General features: G+C 67.8%; 18 protein-coding genes. 11 read left to right on the forward strand and 7 right to left on the reverse strand.

Annotated features, from left to right (window positions below; translation table 11 throughout):
- Positions 1-699, reverse strand: a complete 699-nt coding sequence (locus OZ403_RS33210) for a hypothetical protein (protein WP_140795242.1) — start codon at positions 697-699, stop codon at positions 1-3.
- A 560-nt stretch (positions 700-1,259) separates the two neighbouring features.
- Here OZ403_RS33210 and OZ403_RS33215 point away from each other — a divergent pair.
- Entirely contained in the window at positions 1,260-2,531 is a 1,272-nt protein-coding gene (locus OZ403_RS33215; protein WP_268782643.1) for an SBBP repeat-containing protein, read from the forward strand.
- Positions 2,532-2,766: 235 nt separating this feature from the next.
- Here OZ403_RS33215 and OZ403_RS33220 read toward each other — a convergent pair whose 3' ends face one another.
- Entirely contained in the window at positions 2,767-4,806 is a 2,040-nt protein-coding gene (locus tag OZ403_RS33220) for an endo-1,3-alpha-glucanase family glycosylhydrolase (RefSeq protein WP_268782644.1), read from the reverse strand.
- A 271-nt stretch (positions 4,807-5,077) separates the two neighbouring features.
- On the opposite strand from OZ403_RS33220, the gene OZ403_RS33225 reads away from it, so the two are divergent.
- From OZ403_RS33225 to OZ403_RS33255, 7 genes are all read left to right on the forward strand, one after another.
- Positions 5,078-5,269, forward strand: a complete 192-nt coding sequence (locus OZ403_RS33225) for an SMI1/KNR4 family protein (protein ID WP_140877302.1) — start codon at positions 5,078-5,080, stop codon at positions 5,267-5,269.
- A gap of 352 nt (positions 5,270-5,621) precedes the next feature.
- Positions 5,622-7,529, forward strand: a complete 1,908-nt coding sequence (locus OZ403_RS33230; RefSeq protein WP_237077666.1) for a polysaccharide deacetylase family protein — start codon at positions 5,622-5,624, stop codon at positions 7,527-7,529.
- A gap of 356 nt (positions 7,530-7,885) precedes the next feature.
- Positions 7,886-8,638 (forward strand): SDR family NAD(P)-dependent oxidoreductase, encoded by a 753-nt coding sequence (locus tag OZ403_RS33235; protein ID WP_268782645.1) that lies wholly within the window; start codon positions 7,886-7,888, stop codon positions 8,636-8,638.
- 110 nt (positions 8,639-8,748) lie between these two features.
- Positions 8,749-9,102, forward strand: a complete 354-nt coding sequence (locus OZ403_RS33240) for an ArsR/SmtB family transcription factor (protein ID WP_011556213.1) — start codon at positions 8,749-8,751, stop codon at positions 9,100-9,102.
- Between the two features lie 4 nt (positions 9,103-9,106).
- Entirely contained in the window at positions 9,107-9,592 is a 486-nt protein-coding gene (locus OZ403_RS33245) for an SRPBCC family protein (protein ID WP_328285478.1), read from the forward strand.
- 231 nt (positions 9,593-9,823) lie between these two features.
- The gene (locus OZ403_RS33250) at positions 9,824-10,957 is read left to right on the forward strand and encodes an alpha/beta hydrolase (protein ID WP_237080743.1); all 1,134 of its coding nucleotides are present in this window, start codon (positions 9,824-9,826) and stop codon (positions 10,955-10,957) included.
- 883 nt (positions 10,958-11,840) lie between these two features.
- Entirely contained in the window at positions 11,841-12,515 is a 675-nt protein-coding gene (locus OZ403_RS33255; protein ID WP_268782646.1) for a DUF4476 domain-containing protein, read from the forward strand.
- 329 nt (positions 12,516-12,844) lie between these two features.
- Here the strand turns inward: OZ403_RS33255 and OZ403_RS33260 are convergent, their stop codons facing one another.
- Positions 12,845-14,674 carry an aspartyl protease family protein gene (locus OZ403_RS33260; RefSeq protein ID WP_268782647.1) on the reverse strand — a complete coding sequence of 610 codons (1,830 nt, stop codon included), beginning with the start codon at positions 14,672-14,674 and terminating at the stop codon, positions 12,845-12,847.
- The gene (locus tag OZ403_RS33265; RefSeq protein ID WP_268782648.1) at positions 14,671-15,486 is read right to left on the reverse strand and encodes a TrmB family transcriptional regulator; all 816 of its coding nucleotides are present in this window, start codon (positions 15,484-15,486) and stop codon (positions 14,671-14,673) included. The genes OZ403_RS33260 and OZ403_RS33265 overlap by 4 nt, the downstream gene beginning before the upstream one ends.
- Before the next feature lie 298 nt (positions 15,487-15,784).
- Between OZ403_RS33265 and OZ403_RS33270 the strand changes: the two genes are divergently transcribed.
- Positions 15,785-16,387 carry a DUF4291 domain-containing protein gene (locus OZ403_RS33270; protein ID WP_268782649.1) on the forward strand — a complete coding sequence of 201 codons (603 nt, stop codon included), beginning with the start codon at positions 15,785-15,787 and terminating at the stop codon, positions 16,385-16,387.
- 15 nt (positions 16,388-16,402) lie between these two features.
- On the opposite strand, the gene OZ403_RS33275 is transcribed toward OZ403_RS33270, so the two are convergent.
- Both OZ403_RS33275 and OZ403_RS33280 read right to left on the reverse strand, forming a co-directional pair.
- Complete coding sequence (locus OZ403_RS33275) at positions 16,403-17,326, reverse strand: hypothetical protein (RefSeq protein WP_268782650.1); 924 nt, start codon at positions 17,324-17,326, stop codon at positions 16,403-16,405.
- A 225-nt stretch (positions 17,327-17,551) separates the two neighbouring features.
- Positions 17,552-17,893 (reverse strand): hypothetical protein, encoded by a 342-nt coding sequence (locus tag OZ403_RS33280; RefSeq protein WP_140795252.1) that lies wholly within the window; start codon positions 17,891-17,893, stop codon positions 17,552-17,554.
- A gap of 194 nt (positions 17,894-18,087) precedes the next feature.
- On the opposite strand from OZ403_RS33280, the gene OZ403_RS33285 reads away from it, so the two are divergent.
- Positions 18,088-18,699: a PP2C family serine/threonine-protein phosphatase gene (locus OZ403_RS33285; protein WP_268782651.1), complete on the forward strand. Its 612-nt coding sequence runs from the start codon at positions 18,088-18,090 to the stop codon at positions 18,697-18,699.
- On the forward strand, positions 18,669-18,899 hold the full coding sequence (locus OZ403_RS33290; protein WP_237079957.1) for a hypothetical protein: 231 nt from the start codon (positions 18,669-18,671) through the stop codon (positions 18,897-18,899). The genes OZ403_RS33285 and OZ403_RS33290 overlap by 31 nt, the downstream gene beginning before the upstream one ends.
- A gap of 4 nt (positions 18,900-18,903) precedes the next feature.
- On the opposite strand, the gene OZ403_RS33295 is transcribed toward OZ403_RS33290, so the two are convergent.
- Positions 18,904-20,427 (reverse strand): endo alpha-1,4 polygalactosaminidase, encoded by a 1,524-nt coding sequence (locus OZ403_RS33295; RefSeq protein WP_268782652.1) that lies wholly within the window; start codon positions 20,425-20,427, stop codon positions 18,904-18,906.
- Positions 20,428-20,597 lie beyond the last annotated feature (170 nt).

The following is a 20,597-nucleotide window of genomic DNA, read 5'->3' on the forward strand; positions in this document are numbered from 1 at the left end:
TCAGCCCTCCTGCCAGATTCGGCTCAAGCGCATCAGCTTCCGCAGCGCCCAGGGCGTGTCTGGAACCCGGGCGATGCCGCGCATGAACCACCGGGAGTCGATTACGCCGGACAACCCAGCCAGGGCCGGGTTGGTGGCGCCTTGGGGTACGAAATGGATGTCGACTGCCGCCAGGGGGCGATTGTCGCGAGGGTCATCGTTGCGGTTGACCACCATCTCCACCCAGTTGCCTGGAAAGAAGTAGGGCGCGTCGCCGTCGATCGCGGTGACAATATCCCTCAGCACGTTGGCCGAAACGGTCAGGTCCACGATGCAGAACTTGCTGTCCTGCCCCGCCGTGTTCCAGCGCGGCATGTCGCGGAGATCGTCATGGAGCTGGCCGAACCACTGCTGGTCGATGCACTCGAAGATGACATGGAAGTAGGGAACTCCCTTCGAGTCCTCTCGTTCGATGTCGCGAATGTACCCGTACAGGTACTCGTCGTAGACCACCAGCGCGTCGAGATCCCCGTGGTTGTTCACCTCGAAGACCTGGACCTCGTGCGGGTGGTCGGCGCCCAGGTCCATCTCCAACGCCTCGGCACACCCTTCACCGCACTCGCCCTCGGCATTGCAGACGGTGCAGATATTGACGCCACAGTGCAGACAGGCGTCAAAGTCGTCCCGGTGGCCGAAAGGGTCCCTGCAAGGAATGTACATGGCAGCTCTTCCGCAGGCCGCCGGCGCCTGGGCCCCCTCGCGCGTGATGGACGCCCGGCTGTCGGAGATTGTCTCGCGCCCGCTGGCGGGTAACAAGCACTGCCGCAGAAATTCCTTGGACAAAGCTGTGCTGCGCGGCTGAACGCGCTATCTGAACAAGTGGATGAGCCGCATCCAGCGACTGACCGGCTGCAGGTGACGGGGGGCGTGGCTCTGCCTCGGGCAGCCAGCCATCGGCTGCGCTCCTTTTCGGCAGCCCTGCCTGCTCGCCGCCGAGGTCCACCGCTTCCTCGCCTGTAGCACGTCCTGGGTGAAACACACGTGTCACAGCCGCATCGGCGCTGAAGCTGCCACAGTGCATCATTTGCATCGGGGTCCGTGATACCTCAGCCCCGGGTCAGACATTGTCTCTTGCGTGTCTTTCGTTACCCATCTTCCGCGCGCCCGAATCTCGTGGTCTTGCAAGGGTGCCGTGGCAACAGACTTCTCCCCCCGGAGCGGACGACAGGCGTCCTCCCGGCGCCACGGCTCGGTTCCCCCACTGAGAAATGGAGTTCGTGATGAAACACCCCCTCTTGAGTATGTTCGGGCTCGCCGGCATCGTCTGCGCCTCGGGTGCCCCTTCCATCGCCGAGGCACAGGTCCCACCCCCGTCCTGGGTGCGGCAGCTCGGCGCCCACCATGACGAGCAGGCCAACGCCGTGGCCGTCTCGGGCACGAGCGTCTACGTGGCAGGCCAGACGACCAGCCAGCTCGGTGCCGACCCGCGAGCCGGCGGCCAGGACGCCTTCATCGCCCGGTACGACACCGCCGGCAACCTCCAGTGGGTCCGCCAGTTCGGCACCGCGCAGACGGACCGCGCCACCGCCGTGGCCGCCGACGCGGACGGCAACGTGTACGTGGCCGGCACCACCTTCGGCAGCCTCGACTTCTACACCAACGCGGGCGGCATCGATTACTTCATCGCCAAGTACGACGCCGCCGGCAACCGCCTGTGGCTGCGCCAGAACGGCACGCAAATGGACGACTTCGCCACCGGCCTCGCCGTCAGCGCGCCCGACAAGCTCTTCTTCACCGGCTATACCGGCGGCAGCTTCGCCAACGGCGGCAACCCCAGCAACTACGACATCGTCGTCGCCCTCTACGATACGGCGGGCAACCCCTACTGGCTCCAGCAGTACGGTACTTCCGCGAGCGACATTGCGCGCGGCATCGCCGTCACGCCCACCCACGAGGTCTACGTCGTCGGCAACACCTACGGCAGCCTCGACGGCACCACCACGCCGGTGAGCACCGACATCTTCCTGCTCAAGCTCAACATCCTCGGCACCCAGCAGTGGGTCCGGCAAATCGACGCGGGCGCGCTCGATGATGCCAAGAGCGTCGCCGTGGGCCCCGACGGCGGCGTCTACCTCGCTGGCGAGACGTTCGGCAGCCTCGATGGCAACACCAACAACGGCACCGTTGACGTGTTGCTCGCCCGCTACGACAGCGCTGGCAACCGCCAGTGGAGCCGCATGCTCGGCGGCGCGCAGACCGACTACGCGTTCGGCGTCTCCGTCACCGCGAACAACATCGTGCAGCTCGTCGGCTACACCTCCGACGCGCTCGACGGCAACCCGCCTGCTGGCTCCTTGGACGCCTTCCTCGCCCGCTACGACGCGCTCGGCACCAAGCTGGGTACCCGCACCCTGGGCACCCCGTTCCACGACAGCGCCCGCGGCGTGGCCGTGGACGCCTCCGGCAACGCCTACGTCGCCGGACAGACCTTCGGAAGCCTCGGCGGCAACACCAACGCCGGCGGCTACGACGCCTTCCTCGCCCGCTTCTGATTTGACAGGAATCCCATACGGCCCGTTCCGACGCGATACTCCGGAACGGTCACCGGCGGCGCCCTTCGCGGTAGCCCAACGCGGAGGGCGCGGCAGCCTCGCGGCATGCACTGGCATCTCTTCCTGCGCTGTCCCGCGTTCGCCTCGCTTCACGGCTCGCACACCGCTGGTGATGAAGCCCTCGAGCGCCTTGTCACGAGAGGCCCCTGGCCGCCGGGGCCCCTCGTGTCCACGCTCAGGGCCGCGTGCACTCCCGGCCGCCGCCCGCGTGATACATCATGTCCTGGTACACGGTCTGCGCGACGATGGGCGTCTTGCTCACCAGCCGCTGCACCGTCTGGCCATTGCGCTGGAGCTCGAAGACAGGCGTGGTGCCCGGGACGAGGGGCACGGAGAACGGCGTCACGCCCGCGCTCGTCACGTCCAGCGTCCGCACGTCGGTGCCCTGGGTGATGACGAGCCGGCCCGGCTCCTTGAGGAAGGCGAGCAACTCCACCTGATTCCAACCTGACGGGCCGCCCTTGAGCGCCATCGGAGGCGCATTCTGCTTCGTGGCGTCGAACGGCGCGTCCGTGCGGTGCCGGCGGTGCGTGTAATAGAGCGTGTCGCGGAGGATGGTGGGGCGCTGTCCCGTCTTGAACCAAGCGGTGTAGTACGCAATCCAATCCATGATGACGTAGCCACGCTCCTGGGACGCCGTCATCCACGACTCGCAATAGTCCGTCATCGTCAGCAAGCTCACCCAGTCGGCATCGCCTTCGATGGCCTTCTCGAACTGCGTGCGGAACGCGAGGCTGTTCTGCGCCTCCCAATAGACACGCGTGCTATTCACCCTCGCCTCGTCGAACCGGTGGCGCACGTCCTCGAACGCGACGGGAGACATCCACATGCGGCCTCGCCGGTGCGCCTCCACGCTCCAGCGTCGCATCGTCTCGCCGGAGCTCGCCGGGCGGGAACCCCAGGTCGAGTAACCGGCCACCATGTCGTTCCAATCCGAATAGAGGGTCGTGGTGGGGGCGGCATAGTCGAGGAAGGGCCAGTAGGTGGTGGCGATGCCCATCGCCGAGAGCTGGTTCCGAAGGGTGGCCCAGTACGAGACGGGCTGGCGATTGACCCCGAAGCTGGCAAGGACGATGGCGCCGTTGTGCCGATAGACGGACGGATGGTTGGCCACAGCGGCGACCGCCGTCGCCACCGGGTCCGGAACGTCACCGGCCTTCACAGGGAAGTCCGGACTGAGGACGATGTGGAACTCAGGGTCCACCGCGAGCGCCGCCGCGAGCATCGTCTTGAGCTGGTTGTTCGCGTCGTTCGACGAGACCTTGTACGGATGCTCGTAGATGAAGCCGTCCAGACCGGCGGCAATCGCGCGGCGAACCTCCGTCTCGAAGTCACGCTGGCGCCAGTTGCCAGTCCAGGGCGGGCGCGGCAGGGGCCGGTCGCGCATGAGCCCACCGACTGAGCGGTACTCTCCGTTCCGTCCCTCGGGGTCCAGCCAGCTCGACCAGAAGTCCACCGACGGGTCCTTGTTCTCGAGGGAGATGGGATAGATGGGGTAGTAGAAGCCAAACACCTTCTTGCGTGCCGCGCGCAGCACGGGCGTGGTGGGCATATCGAACGGGTAGCACGCCGACATGGGATTCGCGTCGGGCGCGGCGGTGGCGCTCAGCTCCAGTTCGAAGCGCATATCGGACGTGTTGGCCGCGGACTGATGGACCTCCACCGCGAGTACGTTCGTCCCAGTGACGAGCGCCGCCGGGGAAACCACCTGCTCCATCCAGGTGGTCTCCTCCGCGGGCAATGAGATGGTGGCAGGCGCCAGGGTGCGGTAGCCCACTGCGCCCGTGGGCATATTGCTGCGGAAGACCTCCGCGCCATTCAGGTAGACGATGGCGCCGTCATCCCGCTGAAGCCGCACGAGCAGCTCACTCACACGCGACGCATCCTCCACCGTGAAGCGCGTGCGCAGATACGTGGTGATGTGCTTGCTATTGGCATTGGAGCCGTAGGACACGGTCGTCGCCAGGTCCGGCTCCCCGTAGCCCAGGGGCGCGGCGCCCTCCGCCCACGCGGCATCGTTGTAGCCAGGCGCGCTCCAGGCGGAGCCCAGGTCCGCGCCCGTGTCCTGGTAGCGCCAGGGCGCACCCGCCGCGACGAGCACCGTCGCCAGCGAGGACGCGGCCCGCGCCTGAGGACCGGGGGCTTCGGCGGCCGCGGCGGGAGCCTCGGTTTCCGCGGCAGGCTCCTCCGGACCGCCCGCGCACGAGACGGACAAGAGCGGTGTGAGCAGCCATGCGACAAGTCGCCCCCTGGAAAACGCCTGTGGTTTTCGCATCGTCGGACCTCGGGATTCCCTCGCCCAAAGCCAAGACGAGGGTGGGTTTCCAGGGGCATACGCTCAATTTCAAGCGACTGCGATTACCTTGAGAGCAATTCGACGACTTCCCTCTCCTACACGCAGGCGCGACTGAGCGTGCTCGCGGCGTTGGCGGCGTGCGATGCGCTCATTCACCATGCGGCGCATGCCAACGCTCGAATAGCGCCTCGTGTCAGGCTCAGAAAGCCTCACGGAGTCGGAGATTGCCGCCGCCGAGGAGCGGCTCGGTCACAAGTATCCGCCTGGTTTTCGTGCGCTCCTGCAAAAGCACGGTGCATTCAACCTGCGCCGCCCGGGCAGCGAAGACGCCGTGTTCGAGGCGTGGCTCGAAGACCCCGCGCGTCGGTGGGCGACCGAGTAGCGGCGGCGGCACGGACGCGTTTGCGCCAGACCAGCCCGCCGACCAAGCCCACGCCACTGCCGCCCCCCCACCAGCGCTCCCATTCCTCCAATGCTCGCCGGAGGCGACCCCGCCCCCTGCGTGCTCCCCCCTGCCAGCCCTGCCCTCCCACTGCAGGGCCCGTGCCCGTCTCCCCCAGCCTGCCTCCAGCTGCGACGGGAGGGTGTGTGGCAGCGCTGCTGTCGCCATCACCCTCGTCCGCGAGGGAGCACTCCGGTTGCGCCTGGGTCCGCCCAGCCTCAAAACGTGAGGGGACGGGGCGCAGGGGGGCCCATCGCGAAGAGGAGCGTCGTGGCCTGAGACAGGGGGGAACATGCGAGCAAGGCTCAACGCGCGGGCGGGCACCTGCCTCCTCGCAATGGTGCTGGGAGTGTGGGGCGGAGGGGCGTGGGCCGGGACGCCAGGGGCGCGGACGGTCGTCACGCTGGCCTTCGACGACGGACTCGAGGAGCAGCGCCAGGTGCTGGATATGCTTTCGGCTTCGGGGCTGAAGGCGACCTTCTTCATCATCAGCGGGCGGGTCGGACAGACGGGATACTTGAACGTCGATGACCTGCGCCGCCTGGCCGCGGCCGGACACGACATCGGGGGACACACGCTGCAACACTCGGAGCTGGCGGTGATGACGCCCAAGAACCAACGACAGGAGATTTGCGAGGACCGCCTGCGGCTGCTCAGCTGGGGCTTCTCGCCCACCGCCCTCGCCTTCCCCTTCGGCTCGAACGATGCGGTGGTGAACCAGACGGCAGCGGCGTGCGGATACAACGCCGCGCGCGACGTGCGGGGCCTGGTGGATACCTGTAGTTCCTGCCCCACGGCCGAGACAATCCCTCCGCTCGATCCCTACGAAATCCGCACGCCCGCGACGGTGACGCGCGACGACGGGCTGGAGCAGTTGCAGGCGTGGGTCACCACGACGGAGGCCGCGGGGGGCGGCTGGGTGGTCGTCGTCTTCCACTTCGTGGAGCCGGACTGCACCAAGCACACCTATTGCGTGAAGCCCGACGTCCTCCGGGAGTTCATGGGCTGGCTCTCGCAGCGGGCACCGATGGGGACAGAGGTGCGCACAATGCAGGACGTCCTGGGCGGTGCGGCGCGGCCCGCGGTGCACCCCTTGCCCCAGTCGCCCACGGCCACGCTGAAGAATCCCTCGCTCGAGGACGACGCGAACGTCGACGGCGTGCCCGACTGCTGGCAGCTGGGCCCCGCCCACGGTGGCGCCGTGCGCGCCGAGCGCTCGGCCGAGGCGCACAGCGGCGCCTGGTCCTACCGGCTCGAGCGCGTGGAAGCGTCCGGGGGCGTCGCCTCGCTCCAGGTGCTGCGCGACGACGGCACCTGTGCACCGGCCGTGACGCCAGGGAGCGGTTCGCGGGTGAGCCTCTGGTACCGAGCCAGCACGCCGCTGCATCTGGAGGCGGCCGTGAAGGGGGCGGATGGGACGTGGAGGGTGTGGAACCGCGGCCCGAGCCTGCCACCCGCGGAGACCTGGACGGAGGCGTCGTGGGAGCTGCCCATCGCGCTGCCGGCCGACGCGTTCGAACTGAGCGTGGGCGTCGCCCTGGAAGGGGTGGGATGGGCGCTGGTGGACGACTTCGGGCTGGCGGAAGCGACGGCGCCCGCGGCGCGCCTGGTGCTGGACGCACCGACCGGCGGAGAGGACTTCGTCGTGGGCCAGAAGGTGGAGGTGAGGTGGTCCACGCTCGGCGAGGTGCGGACGCTGGACGTGGCGTACTCCACGGAGGCGAGCGCCGGCTGGGTGCCGGTAGCCACCTCGGTGGAGAACACGGGGCACCTCATCTGGCGCGTGCCCGACGCACCGAGCCAGGAGGCGCTGCTGCGCGTCGCCAGCACCGAGGATGGGACGGTGTCGGGCATGAGCGCGCCCTTCCGCATCCTGGCCGGGGGCCCGCAGCCGGACGTCGAGGAGACGCCACCCGAGGGACAGCCGCCAGGGGGGCAGCCTCCCGAGGAGGTCCTTGGTGACGGGCAGGTGAACGGCGAGAGCGGTGGTTGTGGGGGATGTGAGGGCGCGGGTACGGGGCAGTTGTTTCTCGCGGTGGCCGGTGGACTCTTCGCCCTCTCGCGTTCGCGAGCCAGGAGGAGATTGGGAGCACTGCCAATGCAAGGCGAACAGCGCGCCCCGCACCCGTGCTCATCCCTGGGGCCTGGATGCTGTCCACATCGGCCTCGACACCCGGCGAGGTGGCAGCGGAAAGAGTGACGCCTGAGGCAGCGGCGAGCCAGGCGCTGAAGAAGAAGCGAGCCCCGACGCTTCGGGGCCGCTCCATCAAAGTGTGCTCCATGGGAGCGCGGCCCCCTCCACCGGCGCCGCGCTCCGCCTTTGATGACTTTCGGCCAGTCCACAGCGCGGTGCTCGTGCGCGCGACCGTTGACTGAGAGCGTTCCATGCAACCGTGAAACGGACGCTGCGCTGCCCGGCAAGTCGGAGCCGCGTGGCGGCCCTTTCAACGCCTGCGCTCGACGCCCACGCCATCGTCGGCGCCGGCTCGGAGTCCGCCGCAACCGGGCAGGTCAGCCTCGCTCGACTTCGCTCGAAAAGCGCGGCTAGAAGAGGCGATGGGGACATTCACGCATCGAACCGCGCTCGTGACTGGGGCTGCTTCTGGCATCGGGCTGGCGGTGACGCGACATCTGGCAGCGGAAGGTGCCACACGGCTGATTCTGGTCGACCTCGCGCAGGAGGCGTTGGAGGCGGTGACGCTTCCATGCGCGGTCGACCGGGCCGTGGGGGATGTGCGCGACGAGGCATTCTGGGAGGCGCTGGCGCCAAGGCTGGTGGGGCTTGACCATGCCGTGGTCAACGCGGGTGTCGCGGGGGCAGCGACCATCGTCGACCATGGCTTCGACGAATGGCGGCGCATCCTGTCAATCAATCTGGACGGTGCGTTCCTGACGCTGCGCGCCGCGATGCGTGCGATGCGGGGGCGTGGTGGCTCCATCGTCGCGACGGCGTCCGCGGCGGGCGTGAAGCCCGAGCCTGGCGTCGCGGCGTATGGCGCGTCGAAGGCGGCGTTGATTCACCTGGTGAAGGTGGCGGCGAAGGAAGGCGCGGCCGACCGAATCCGTGTCAACGCCATCGCGCCCGCGGGCGTCGAGACACCGGTATGGGATGCCGTCCCCATGTTCACGGACCGGGTGGCGCAGGTCGGGCGCGATGCGGCGTTCGCCGAGCTCGCCGCCCTGGCGACGCCTCTGGGCCGCTATGCCAGGCCGGAGGAGGTCGCGCGCCAGATTGGCTTCCTGCTGTCGGATGACTGCGCGCTGATGACAGGCACGACCTTGCTGAGCGACGGCGGCTACACGCTCTGAGCACGCGGCCGCTCCTCCGGAGCTCACGGCCCGCGGTTCGAACTCTCGACTCGGCCTGCCCCCACAATATTCCTTGACGAGAATATACCTCACGAGGAATATACATCCTCGTGATTGAGACCTTCACGGCGCTCGCCGACCCGAACCGCTTTCGCATCGTGGAATACCTGCTGGGGGGCGCTCGCTCGGTGGGTGCCATCGGAGAAGCGCTGAACCTGAACCAGCCGCAAGTGTCGAAGCACCTGCGCGTGCTGAAGGAGGCCCGGCTGGTGGACGTGGAGGCGCGCGCCCAGCAGCGCCTCTACGGCCTGCGGCCCGAGCCGCTGCGCGAGCTGAACGCGTGGCTGGAGCGCTACCGCGACATCTGGGACGAGCGACTGGGACAGCTCGACTCGCTCATCGAAGAACTCAAGACGCAGGACATGGAAGCAGCGCAGCGACATGCTCGAAAGAAGAAGGGATGAAGTGATGAGCCTTACGTCAGTGGAGTTGGAGTCGGACCGCACCATCGTCATTTCTCGCAAGTTCAATGCGCCCGCGCGCATCGTGTTCGACGCGTGGACTCGCGCGGACCTGGTGAAGCGCTGGTGGGCGCCAAAGGCCCTCGGCGTCACCATGGCGAGCTGCGAGGCGGACGTGCGCGTTGGCGGCGGCTACCGCTACGTGCTGCGCAATCCGGACGGCGGTGAGGTGGCCTTCTCCGGCCAGTACGCTGAAATCACTCCGCCCTCGCGGCTCGTGTACACGCAGGTCTTCGAACCGATGGCGGACGCGGGTTCGGTCACCATCACCGTCACCTTCGACGAGCGCGACGGAAAGACACACATGGTCTCGCGAGAACTGTATCCGTCAAAGGAAGTACGGGAGGCGGTCCTCGCGTCCGGAATGGAGCACGGCTTGCGCGAAACGATGGGGCAGCTCGACGCGCTCGTGTCGTCGCCGGGCCTCGACTGAGCCGGTGCGCCGCCGTCATCCGTGCGCGCTTCGCGTTGCAGCGGGGGCATGTCACTTGGAGTTGCCCCCGACAAATCGGGCAGCTCAGGGGTGAGAGTTGGCAGTACGGAACTCGCGGAGCGCCCCCTCGTGCCTACAGCCGCGTCGCACCAGACGCCGGGCCTCAGGCACTACGATGCGACGGTCTGCCCCTCTTGCCGGATGACGTCACCGCCCTGCCCTCTCCCCTCCATGCCGACCCTCCTGGCGATACTGCACATCGTAGGCTGCGTGGTGCTCGCGGCCGTCTTCTTCGCTCCCGCTGGAGTGCCCACGCTCGTCCACCTGCTCAAGGGCATCGTGCGGGAATACAGCCTGGTGATGCTGTTGCCGGCGCTCCTCACCGCGCTGGTGGCCGTCTGGATTTCCCACGTGGACGTATGGAGGTGGCTGCGCTGGGCGACGGCGGCATCCGCACTGCTCGTCGGCATCCTCGCGGCGTGGCCCGCCGCCTCCGCGTGGCGGATGGCCAGGGCGTCCGACATTCCACTCAGCCTCCGTGAGTATCTCCGTCCCCTTGTCGGCTCCCGCCCCCTCCCGAGCCACACCGTTCGTTTCGCCGTGGTCGAGGGGCACGACCTGCACGCCGACGTCTTCCTTCCCGATGCCTCCGCCTCCAGGGCCCGCCCCGCCGTGCTCTACTTTCACGGAGGCGGCTGGCGTGGCGGAGAGCGCGGCTATGCCCGCGCCTGGGCCGACTTCCTCACCACGCGGGGCTATGCGCTCATCTCCTTCGACTACCGGCTCTTTCCTCCTGCCACCGGCCTGAAGGCCCCAGGGGACGTCAAGTGTGGCATCCGCTGGGTCAAGGACCACGCGGCCACCTACGGTATCGACCCGGACCGGCTCGTCCTCTTCGGAGAGTCCGCAGGCGGGCACCTCGCGACCCTCGCGGGGTACACCGAGGGAGATGCTCGCCTTCCGTCCTCTTGCGCCCCCGGGGACACTTCGGTGGCGGCCATCATCAGCTTCTACGCGCCCAGCGACCTGGTGGCCTACGCCGCGAGCGCCCCTGCTCCGCTCAAGGGCTTCACGGGTGTGCCGCTGGAAGGCCACCGCGAGCTGTACGAGCTGCTCTCCCCCATCAACCACGTCGGGCCACGTTCCCCTCCCACACTCCTGCTCCATGGCGGGGCCGACAGCGTCGTGCCGCTCGACGCTTCGCAAGCGATGGCCGCTCGACTGGCCCAGGCTGGCGTTTCCCATGCCCTCTTCACGCTGCCGTACGCGGAGCACGGCTTCGACATCTGGGATGGCGGCTTCGGCCGTCAGCTCGCCCGGGCGCTGGTGGGGCGGTTCCTCCAGCAGCACGCGCCCGTCAATTGAGGGCGTCCCCTCGCGCTGTAGGCAGAGAGCGTTCCCTCCATTCTTCGGGCCATGCCCTGCGTCTCGTCCAATGTGTACACATGGGCGGCGTCAGGGCCCTGCGACGGAGCGCCGGAGGCGCAGGCCGCCTGATGGTCATTCGACGCGTTGCGCGTATCGCCCGGGGCCCTGGCGGACGGCGAACAGGAGGGAGACTCTTCCCCGCTCACGTTGTTGTTCCCTCCCACATACCTTCGAGCCGTGCCGCGTGCAGTGACTGAGCTCATGAATGGGCGAGGATGCCTGTGGTTCACGCCAGCGCTTGCGCTTCACTCAAACGCGACGACCGAGGACGCGCTCGTGGCTGAAATCGTAGCGCGCAGCGAGCCGATGTGGTGACCCAGTACACTATCGACGCGCGACTCCATCTGATGACTGTGCCTATCCAAGATAGCGGCGCAGACGCAGCGACCGAACACCTCCCAGGTCCCCAGGCTGTTCCCAGCGAGAGTCCACCTGGAAGACAGACGCCCCCTTGATGCGCATCGCCGACGCGGAACTGTCACCGCGCTCGCTGGAGTCAACACAGCCCCACCAGCAGGTAGCGAGTCGCCGTCTTCATGTCCCTCCCCAGGCGTATTCGGGGAACACGAATGCCTCGTCTCAAATGGAAGAGACAGGCCGGGCGACATCGTTGCATTGAATCGTCGGCAAGAATCGCGGTCCGGGACGCATGGCTCGCGGCGCCCTCCCCGGGCACGACACCACGCGCAAGCGAGGCTTTTTAGTCGACAAATGAGCCGTGAATAATCCACGCTGAAGAGCGTCCAGGTGGGCCAGTCGGTGAATGACTCCCCGCGCCCCAACGGGCCCACCGGCTTCTCAAATAGAAAGAAAAAGCTCGATGAACTCGATTGCTCGCGCAGTGATTGCCTCATCCATGTTCGCCGCTTCCTCCGCCTTCGCCCAGGACGTCGAGATGAACATCCACGCCGATGACATTGGCATGCCGTCGACCAGCATTTCCGTGGAGGGCATGTCCCCGGATGGCAACCCAGCGGGCGTCAACATGGAGATTCGTGGTGGCGGTACTCGCATGGAGGTGAACGTGTCGGGAACCGGAACTCCGCCTCCGTCGGGGCGACATGAGCGCAGAGAGCGCCATGAGCATCGCGAGGAAGTCGCGCCGCGCGAGCCCCCCGTCCGACATGTGCGGCACCATTCCGAGCCCGCGTTCCGCGACTGTGGGACGAACCAGGACCCGGGCTGCACCATGCAGCGCAACGGCCATTTCGCGATGGACGCGGAGACCTTCCACGGCTTCATGCAGTCCCTCAAGAGCACTCACAACGAGCTGACGCGGGAGGAAATGGTGGAGAAGGTGATGAAGCGGGCCTTCCTCACCGCGAAGCAGTTCGGCCTCGTCCTGGACCTGTTCAAGAACGACATCACCCGCCTGGACGTGGCGAAGACGGCCGCGCCCCGCGTGGTGAACCCGCAGCACGCGCTGGGGTTCTCTTCCAAGTGGAGGAACTCCATCTCTGCTGACGAGTACGTGGAGATCATCACCGAGCAGTAATCCACGGGATGTCGTTCCAGCAGCCTCCGCGCGCCGCCGTATCCCCGCCTACCCATGCCCCTGAGGTCCGCTTCGCTGGCCGCGGCTCAGGGGAGAGCGAAGCTGGCGGGGTGTTGCGCCACAAGCAGTCGCGTTGCCCCCTTACTGGATGGATGAGCCGCTTGGTACGGCGTGTGCCCAGCGGGGGCTGCCAAGCCGCTCCACCGGCCTGGCGCACAGCCCAAGGGCCCCGTCAGTCACCTTCTCAGCCGGGTCGGTCAGCACCAGTAGAGCCAGGGTCCGCCCCGGGCGAGCCGGTTCCCGGGAGCAGTGACGTGCTCGACGGTGGCTCAGTAGTAGTCTCGTAGGGTGAGCCGGCGCTTGCCGCCGTCTTTCAAAGTGAGCACCACCGTCTGACCTGCTGCGCGATATCGCCAACGCGAGAGTTCCGTGCCCGCGTAATCAGGGCCAATGGGCTTGCCATCAATGGCGATGATTTCGTCCCCCGCCTTCCAGCCCGAGCCGGCGGCGGGGCTCCCAGGGGCCACCAGCTTCACCACGAGCCGCCCCTCCGCGGGGAGGGCAATCAGGCCGGACCGGTCCTTTCGGAAGGGCTGCCGCAGCGCGCGGGCATCGGGGACCAGCATCAGCGTGTCCGTCGCATAGTCCGTTATCATCCGGAAGCGTCCGAGGACGGCGAGCCCCAGGTTGCCGAGGAGCCGGTCCGAGGCGGAGACACTCTTGCCCGCATCGTCGAACACCGTGGGCACGTCCTTCAGGGTGAAGCCCGCCAGTTGGATGTCCTTCAGCGTCGCCACATCGCGCTCCCGGAGTCCGCCCACGGCTCCGGACAGCGTCCTGGAGCTGCGCCTTTCCGTGAGCAGCCCCGCTTGCTGCCAGTAGGCGGGGAAGAGCGAGAGCGCTCCGCTGTTGCCCACGTCGAACAGCACCGGAATGGGGGGACGGCCCTCGATGGAGATCTGGACGGCGCGCTGCCCACCCGCGGATTCAACCAGCGGGAGTCGCACCGCTCGCGGCGGAGCCTTGAAGCGGGACGCCTCATGGAAGGCGACGCGCCGGTTGGGGAAGTCCACGTCCACGACGAGCTGGTTGAAGGACTCCTTGCCCAGGACGACGGGCAGCGGGTGGCCTATCAACCGCGCGACCTCGGACAGGTCGATGACTGCGACCGTCAGCCCCGTCAGTCGCAGGTTGCCCAAGGTGATGTCCACGCCGCCCGCGAGCTGGGCCTGTGCCTGTCCTCCGCTGCCGACCGCCGCGAGCTGCCCCTGCGTCTTCAACCCCAGTTCACGCGCATAGGCCGTGTCGACCACCGTCATCTCGGCGCCGCTGTCCAGAAGCACCTGCGTCGGCTGGCCATTCACCCGCGCTGGAATGTAGACGCGGTTCTCGTCGAAGAACTCGAAGGGGATGAAGCCGGTGCTGTGGTGGCCCTTCGCGAAGCTCGCCTTGCGGACGTCCTGGGGGCGTTCGAAGACCGCGGACGGAATGGGTGCGTTCAGCTCCAGCGTCTCCACCACCGTTCGTGAGTCGGAATCCGGGTTGTCGGTGAGCACCTCCTCCAGGAAGGGGATTCGCACGCCCTGGACCTGACGCCAGTCCCCCAGTCGCACGAAGCGGGTGACGTTGTCCTCGCGGATGCGCAGGCCGTGGAGGGCTCCGTCGGCCTCATTGAGGAACAGGTCGTAGAGGTCTTCATCGCCAAAGGTGACGCGCACCACCTTCCAGGCGCGGCCGTCGCGCTGCGCATCGGGTTGCAGCGCGAGCGTCGCGCCGGCGCTCCCCCGCAGCGCCGCCCCGAAGTCGAGCGCCACCTGGTGCCGGACATCGCGCGCGTCGGTGGGCGAGGCATCTTCGACCTGTCCGCTGGCGTTCAGCTTCCAGCCGCCATCTGGGGTGATGGTCATCGACTGACGCATCACTCCATAGTCCTCATCCCGGCGTGCCCTCCCGTCCCGGTGGCTCCAGGACTCCATCGGGCCCTGGAGTCCGCCTGTCACGGACTTCCCTTTCGCGTGGATGCTCTCCAGTTGCGTGAAGGCGTCCCCGCCACGCCACGCGAGGTGGCGTGCGAGGAGCGGCTGCAGCGCCTCTGCCCCGGCTTCAGAGGGGCCAAACAGGAGGGGCAGGGTCAGCAGAACCGCGATGAGGACTCTCATGGGGAGTCTCCGCGCTTGGAAGAGGAACGGGGCTGACGCCCGACGAGCTGGCGCAGCCCCGGAGGGCTCGAGTTGATGAGGGAGAAGGACCGCGCCAGCCGCGTGCGCGCGGACGGTGGAGCGCTCAACTGGATCTCCGCGGCCAGCCCACTGTGTTGCAGACAGGAGAGATAGACGCTGTCGCTCCAGATGGCCTGCTTGACGCCGGTGCCATCCGTCGTGAGCAGCGCCACCAGGAACTCGCGGGCATCCACCACGAGCGTGAGTTGCGCGCCTGGCCAGCGCTCCCGAACGAAGTCCGCGCTGGACGAGCGCACGCAGGCGAAGGGAGCCTTGGGGGGGTCGTCATAGACAAGCCCCGCGATGGACACGCGTCTGGCGCTCGCTTCCGTGAGCGCCGGGGTGAGGGCCGCGAGGGGCGGCGGGAAGAGGTCGAAGAGCAGCCGCTCCGTGGCGCCGGCAATCATCGCCCGCGCGCGCTCCATCACCTGTGCATGGCTCTTGAGGTGGTAGATGCGGTCGTCTTGCACCGGAGCGTGGAGCTTGCGCAGCGCGTCCGCGGCCTCGCGCCTGCGCGTCTCGAGGCCACGCTGGAGCGCCGTGAGCACTTCGTCCGGAGGAACGGGCCGGAAGGAGCGGGGCTCGCCCTCCTCGACGAGCACCGCCCCCTTGTGTTCGAGCGAGGCGAGCGCCTGGTAGATGCTCGGAGGCGCCTTCCCCAGTGCCTGCGCGAGCCGGTATCCGGTGGCGGGCGCCCCCTTGAGCAGCTCGCAGTACACCCGCGCCTCCACCTCCGTGAACCCAAGGGCCACGAGCCCTTCATCCGCGTCCATGGAGAGAGTGTTATTACTGGTTGGTAATAATGGTCAAGTGACAGAGGGGCAAGGTGTGCCCCGACGGAGCCGTCGTGGAGACTGAGCCGTCGCAAAGGCAGCCGATTTCACCGATGACAGCCCCCCAACTCACGGCGGTGCTGGGCGCCTCGGTGCATCGCCCCTCCTGATGCGACCTGGCGGCCCCGGAGGATGGTCCAACGCGCCCGCGTGGGCCTGCTACCGTGCGCGCCATGACACGGGGCTCGCGACAGACGAGTGGGACGGGGGCGCGGTCATGAGCGCACAACGGGAGGTCCGTGCCGACTTCGACCGGACATCCATCGTGATGTATCAGGCGTATCCGGACGCCATCGCGGACGTGGCGGTGGCGAAGCAGAAGTTCGGTCCGCCCTTCTCCACCGGGAGGATGACCTGGATAAAACCCAGCTTCCTGTGGCTCATGCACCGCTCCAATTGGGGGCACAAGAGCGGGCAGGAGCGGACGCTGGCGGTGCGCATCCTGCGCAGTGGTTGGGAGACAGCCCTGGGGCTCGGGGTCCTCACCGCCTACGAGCCGAAGGCCCACGGCTCGCCGGAGGCGTGGCGCACGGCCTTCGACGCCGCGCCTGTCCATGTCCAGTGGGACCCCGAGCGCACGCTGCGTGGCGCAGGACTGCCCCATGACAGCATCCAGGTGGGGCTGGGCCGCGCCATCATCCAGCGCTTCGTGGAGGACTGGATTGTCTCCATCACGGACTTGACGCCACTCGTGCTGAAGTTGCGCAAGCACCTGGACACCGGACGCGCCGAGCAGGCCTCGCGACTGCTCCCCCCCGAGGCTGCCTATCCCGTGTCGGCGGAGCTCGTCCGTCGACTCGGGATGCGCACCGGGCCATGAGAAGCCGCCGGGGCGTCACTCCGGGTAGGAGGTCTTCGCCCGCGCCTTGCGTTCCTGCTCCTGCCGCTCCCGTTCGTTCAGGTGGCGCTCCATCTCGCTCGCGCCCTCGCGTCGTTCGCGCAGCTTCTCTGGATAGCGCGCGGCGATGAGGGGCGCGAAGTGCTCGAGCGCTTCCTTGAGGTCGGGGAAGGGCACGTCCGCCTTCTCGACCAGGATCTCCCAGGGCTCCGACATGGAGCCTCGGGTCATCTCGAAGCCGACCCCCTTGTCCGCCCAGGTCCCTGGGACGTCGATGAGGACGCTGATGTATTCGCCCACCGTGCACGACTCGATGAAGACCGACGTCGGGTGCTGGCGCTGGCCTCGCTTGTCGCGCCGCTGGTAGGTGAGCGAACAGGCCTCGAGCGGTCTCAGCTGCTCCTGGACATGAGTCAACTCGGGGAGACCTCCCACGTCCGAGGTCGTCAGGAAGCCACCTTTCTTGAGGCCCGTAATCACCACCCCAATGCCACTGCCGAGGGCCATCACGGAGCTGATGATGACCAACACCTTCGTGCTGGAGTGCTTGTTGACGGGGCCCTGCGTGGCTCCCGTCACTCCCGATGCGTTGGCTGGCACCTCGGAGGTCTGATGCGCGGCGCCCCAGGGCATGGACGCAAGGCCGAAGCCCAACACGAAGGCCGCGAACCCGGAGACGCCCTGCATCAACTTTGGCGTGAGTTCGAAGGGCACCACGCCGAGCGTATTGAGCCACGCAATGGTCCTGGCCTCCATGATGGCGTTGCGGGACATCATCACGCCCAGCGCCCCGACGAGGCTCACGAGGGACCACACGCCAGTGACGGCGGGCACGTCGGGACCCGCGCGATTGCGACGCCACCTTCCTATCCCCGCGCCCACCAGCATGGGAACCCACAACAGCACCGACCTGAAGAACATCGCGGACTCCATCCGATTCATGGACATACCTTGCGTCAAGCCCAGACCCGCTCCAAGAACAAGTGCGACGCTCGCGCGAAGGGCATGTCTCTGCGGGCTTGGACCTGTATCGCCCGGCGCACAGTCCGCGCACGCCCTCCAGCCCGCTCCCTCGAACAGGGAAAAGCCCGGCCACCCTTCGCGGGTGCCGGGCTCTTCATACCGCGCTCGCGGCTCCGAAAAGGCCTAGCAGGTCTTCCTGTAGAGCGCGAGGCAGTTGTCGACGAACTGCTTGTCGGTGCACTTGCCGTTCTGCTTGCAGGTCGCCCAGCCGTTGTAGCGAGGGTCCTTGCAGTACAGGAGCGTGACCCAACAGTTCGGGCCCATCGCGGAGACCTCACCGTCCGCGTCACCCATCGACGCCAGCGGCTCCTCTTCCGAGGTCAGGGGGCTGTAGTCGAGGTTGATGCTCTCACCGGACTCGGTCGTCACCGTCTCCACTGTGTCCGTCGGCGCATCCTCCGCGCCCACACCACAGCCCACGGCAGGAACCACGGCCAGCATGAACCCCAGGAGCAGCTTCTTCATTGTTGTTCTCTCTTCCTCGGAAATTGAAACGCCTGAGGAGGGCGTTGCCATGTGGACGCGTCCCGTCCACGCCCACCACCCTACGACGAAGATAAACCAGACTTAAAGCAGTAAATCAGGAATTAAATGAAACCACACAAATCCCCATCTTCCCTCCGGCAACAGCTCGCTCAGGGCCTCCAGGAACGCGACACATGAGCGATTTGGAGACGGCGTGGCATGTGGAACAGGCGGGCAAGACGGGTGCGGACCGCGTGCTGGCCCTGACGCGAGGTGACGCGACGGTGCTCGTGGTGGCGGATGGGGCGGGAAACTCACGACGTGGCGCCGAGGACGCCATGGAGGCCGGAGCCGACGTGGAACGCGCGGAGACCTGGCGCGACGTGCTGGTGCGGTGCGACGCGGAGCGGGTGGCCTCGGGACAGGGTGGTGAAACCACCGCCGTGGTCGCCTGTGTCACCACGCGGCGAGTGGTGGGGGCCAGCGTGGGGGACTCGGAGCTGTGGCTGTTCCAGGACGGAGAGCCGACCGCGCTGACGGAGCATCAACACCGCAAGCCCCTGCTCGGCAGCGGGCTGGCGCGGCCCGTCACCTTCGAGCTCGCGTGGCGAGGCGGCGTGCTCCTCGGCGCATCAGACGGGTTGTTCAAGTACGTCGACCTCCGTCTCATCCAGGAGCATGTGAGCCTCGCCGACGCAAACGCCGCGGTGCTCGCGCTCGCCGCGCTGCCTCGACTCGCGAGCGGCACGCTCCCGGATGACGTGGGGCTCGTCCTGTGCCGCCCGAGCGCTCCACGCCGGTGCTGATGCTGCCCTTCGCGCCGGCCTACGAGAACCTCGACGCGCTGCGGGCGTCGGCCGCGTGGACGGTGCTGGACGAGGCCCTGCACTGGGGGCTCGCCGTGGGAGGCGCGCTCGTGCTGGCGGGCGGGCGCCTCACGAAGACGGTGAGGACGCAGCCGCCACCGGCGCCCCTCCCACTCGTGGAGAAGCGCCGGACGGCCTGAGCCGCTACTGCGGATCCCACCCCGCGTTCACCGTCATCCGGTCCAGCGCGCGCACGGTGACGTAGGGGACGAAGCCCGCCGCGCGCGAGCGGGTATAGGCGTCCGCGACATGCGCGGCCTGAGTGGCGTAGTCGGTGGAGAGCACCAGCTTGCCGGCCGCGCGGACCCGGGCCGCATTCGTCCGGTTCTCCTCGCACCAGCCCTCGTCGCAGGCGTTGTCGTCGGACCAGTACATGTCCTCCATGCCCAGCCCGTCGATGGCGGGCAGGTAGGCGGGGTCATCCACCAGCTCCGGGGAGTTCTGGGGCATCACCTTGAAGGCCGGGTTGCGAGCCTTGGCGTACTGGCTGATGCGCTCGATGAGGGCCACCATCTTCCGCGCGAGGTCGGCGCGGTTGGTGCCCGCGGAGTTCGCGGGAATCTCCTCGTACGTCACCACCATGTCCAGGTAGCACCCAGTGAAGCCCGCGGCGAGCGCCTGGTCGATGCGGCCCTGGACGATGGGCCACCAGCGCTCGTCCCAGTACTTCACGTACTGCTCGTCGGGCCAGCCGGCCACGGGGCCGAGCTTCAGGTCGTCGGGCACCTGAGGCCACTCGGGGCGGTACTCCTCGATGGCGCCAATCTCGAAGTACGCGAGCACCTGCTTGCCCTTGGCTTTGAGCGCGGTGATTTCGGCAGCGGTGAACCAGCCATCGGAGCCGTCGCGCGACAGCTCGACGATGGCGAGGTCGAACTTCGAGTCGGCGATGGTGTCGAGCTTCCCCTGGGGATAGTTCGTGAGCTGGTAGGTGAAGCTGTGGACGCCCTCCCACGATACGGGCGTGCCGGCGTCGGTCCCCGTTCCCGCATCGGAGGGGGTGCCCGCATCGGAGGGGGTGCCCGCGTCGCCAGGGGTTCCCGCGTCCGTGGGAGTCCCCGCGTCGCCGGGCGCGCCCGCGTCCGAGGCGGCGACCTGGATGCGCACCACGAGCAGGTCCAGCAGCGACGCATCCGCCGTGGACGTCGTGCGGTAGCGCAGCTTCACCGGGCCTCCGCTGACGAAGCGCTGGGGAGACGGCAGCGCGAGCGACGTCGCGGTCCACCTCCAGGACTGCGCGAAGGTGTTGTCGCCCACCAGCACCCAGGCGCCCGCCGCGTAGTCCCACGCCTCGAACAGCCAGCGCATCTGCGACTTGAGGGGCCCTCGATAGTTGATGCCCACCTCGGCGGCGACGACGTCGGCGGCGCCCACGTCCGCTGGGAGCGCGTACGTGCACGTGGCGGAGGCGCCGGGCGAGAACTCGACGTACTCCGCCCAGCGGTCCTGCGTGCCCGACAACGTCTGCGTGTGCAGCCCCTGGACGGTCTGCCCCGAGCCGATGGTGCCGCTCTCAACCTGGAGACTGGCGCACGTCAATGTCCGGGCAGCCGCGAGGACGGCCGTGTCCCCGCTCCGCTCCGCGCTGTCCGCGCTTCCGGAGGAACCTCCACAGGCGAACAGCGCGATGCACCACAGACTCGTCCACCCTACTACCGCGACTCGCATGTGCGCTCCCTGTCGCCAGAGCCGGGCCCCGCCCCGATGTCGATGCGCTCGGCGAACGTGACGCGCTTTAGCTTCAGGCACCCGGAATCATCAACGCGATGTGGCGCGCGACACGCGACATTCAGCCATGTCCTGGAACATTCGTTCCTGTCTGGATGGAGTGGTGCGTT

Source organism: Myxococcus sp. NMCA1 (genome assembly GCF_026810205.1).
Lineage (GTDB): Bacteria > Myxococcota > Myxococcia > Myxococcales > Myxococcaceae > Myxococcus > Myxococcus xanthus_A.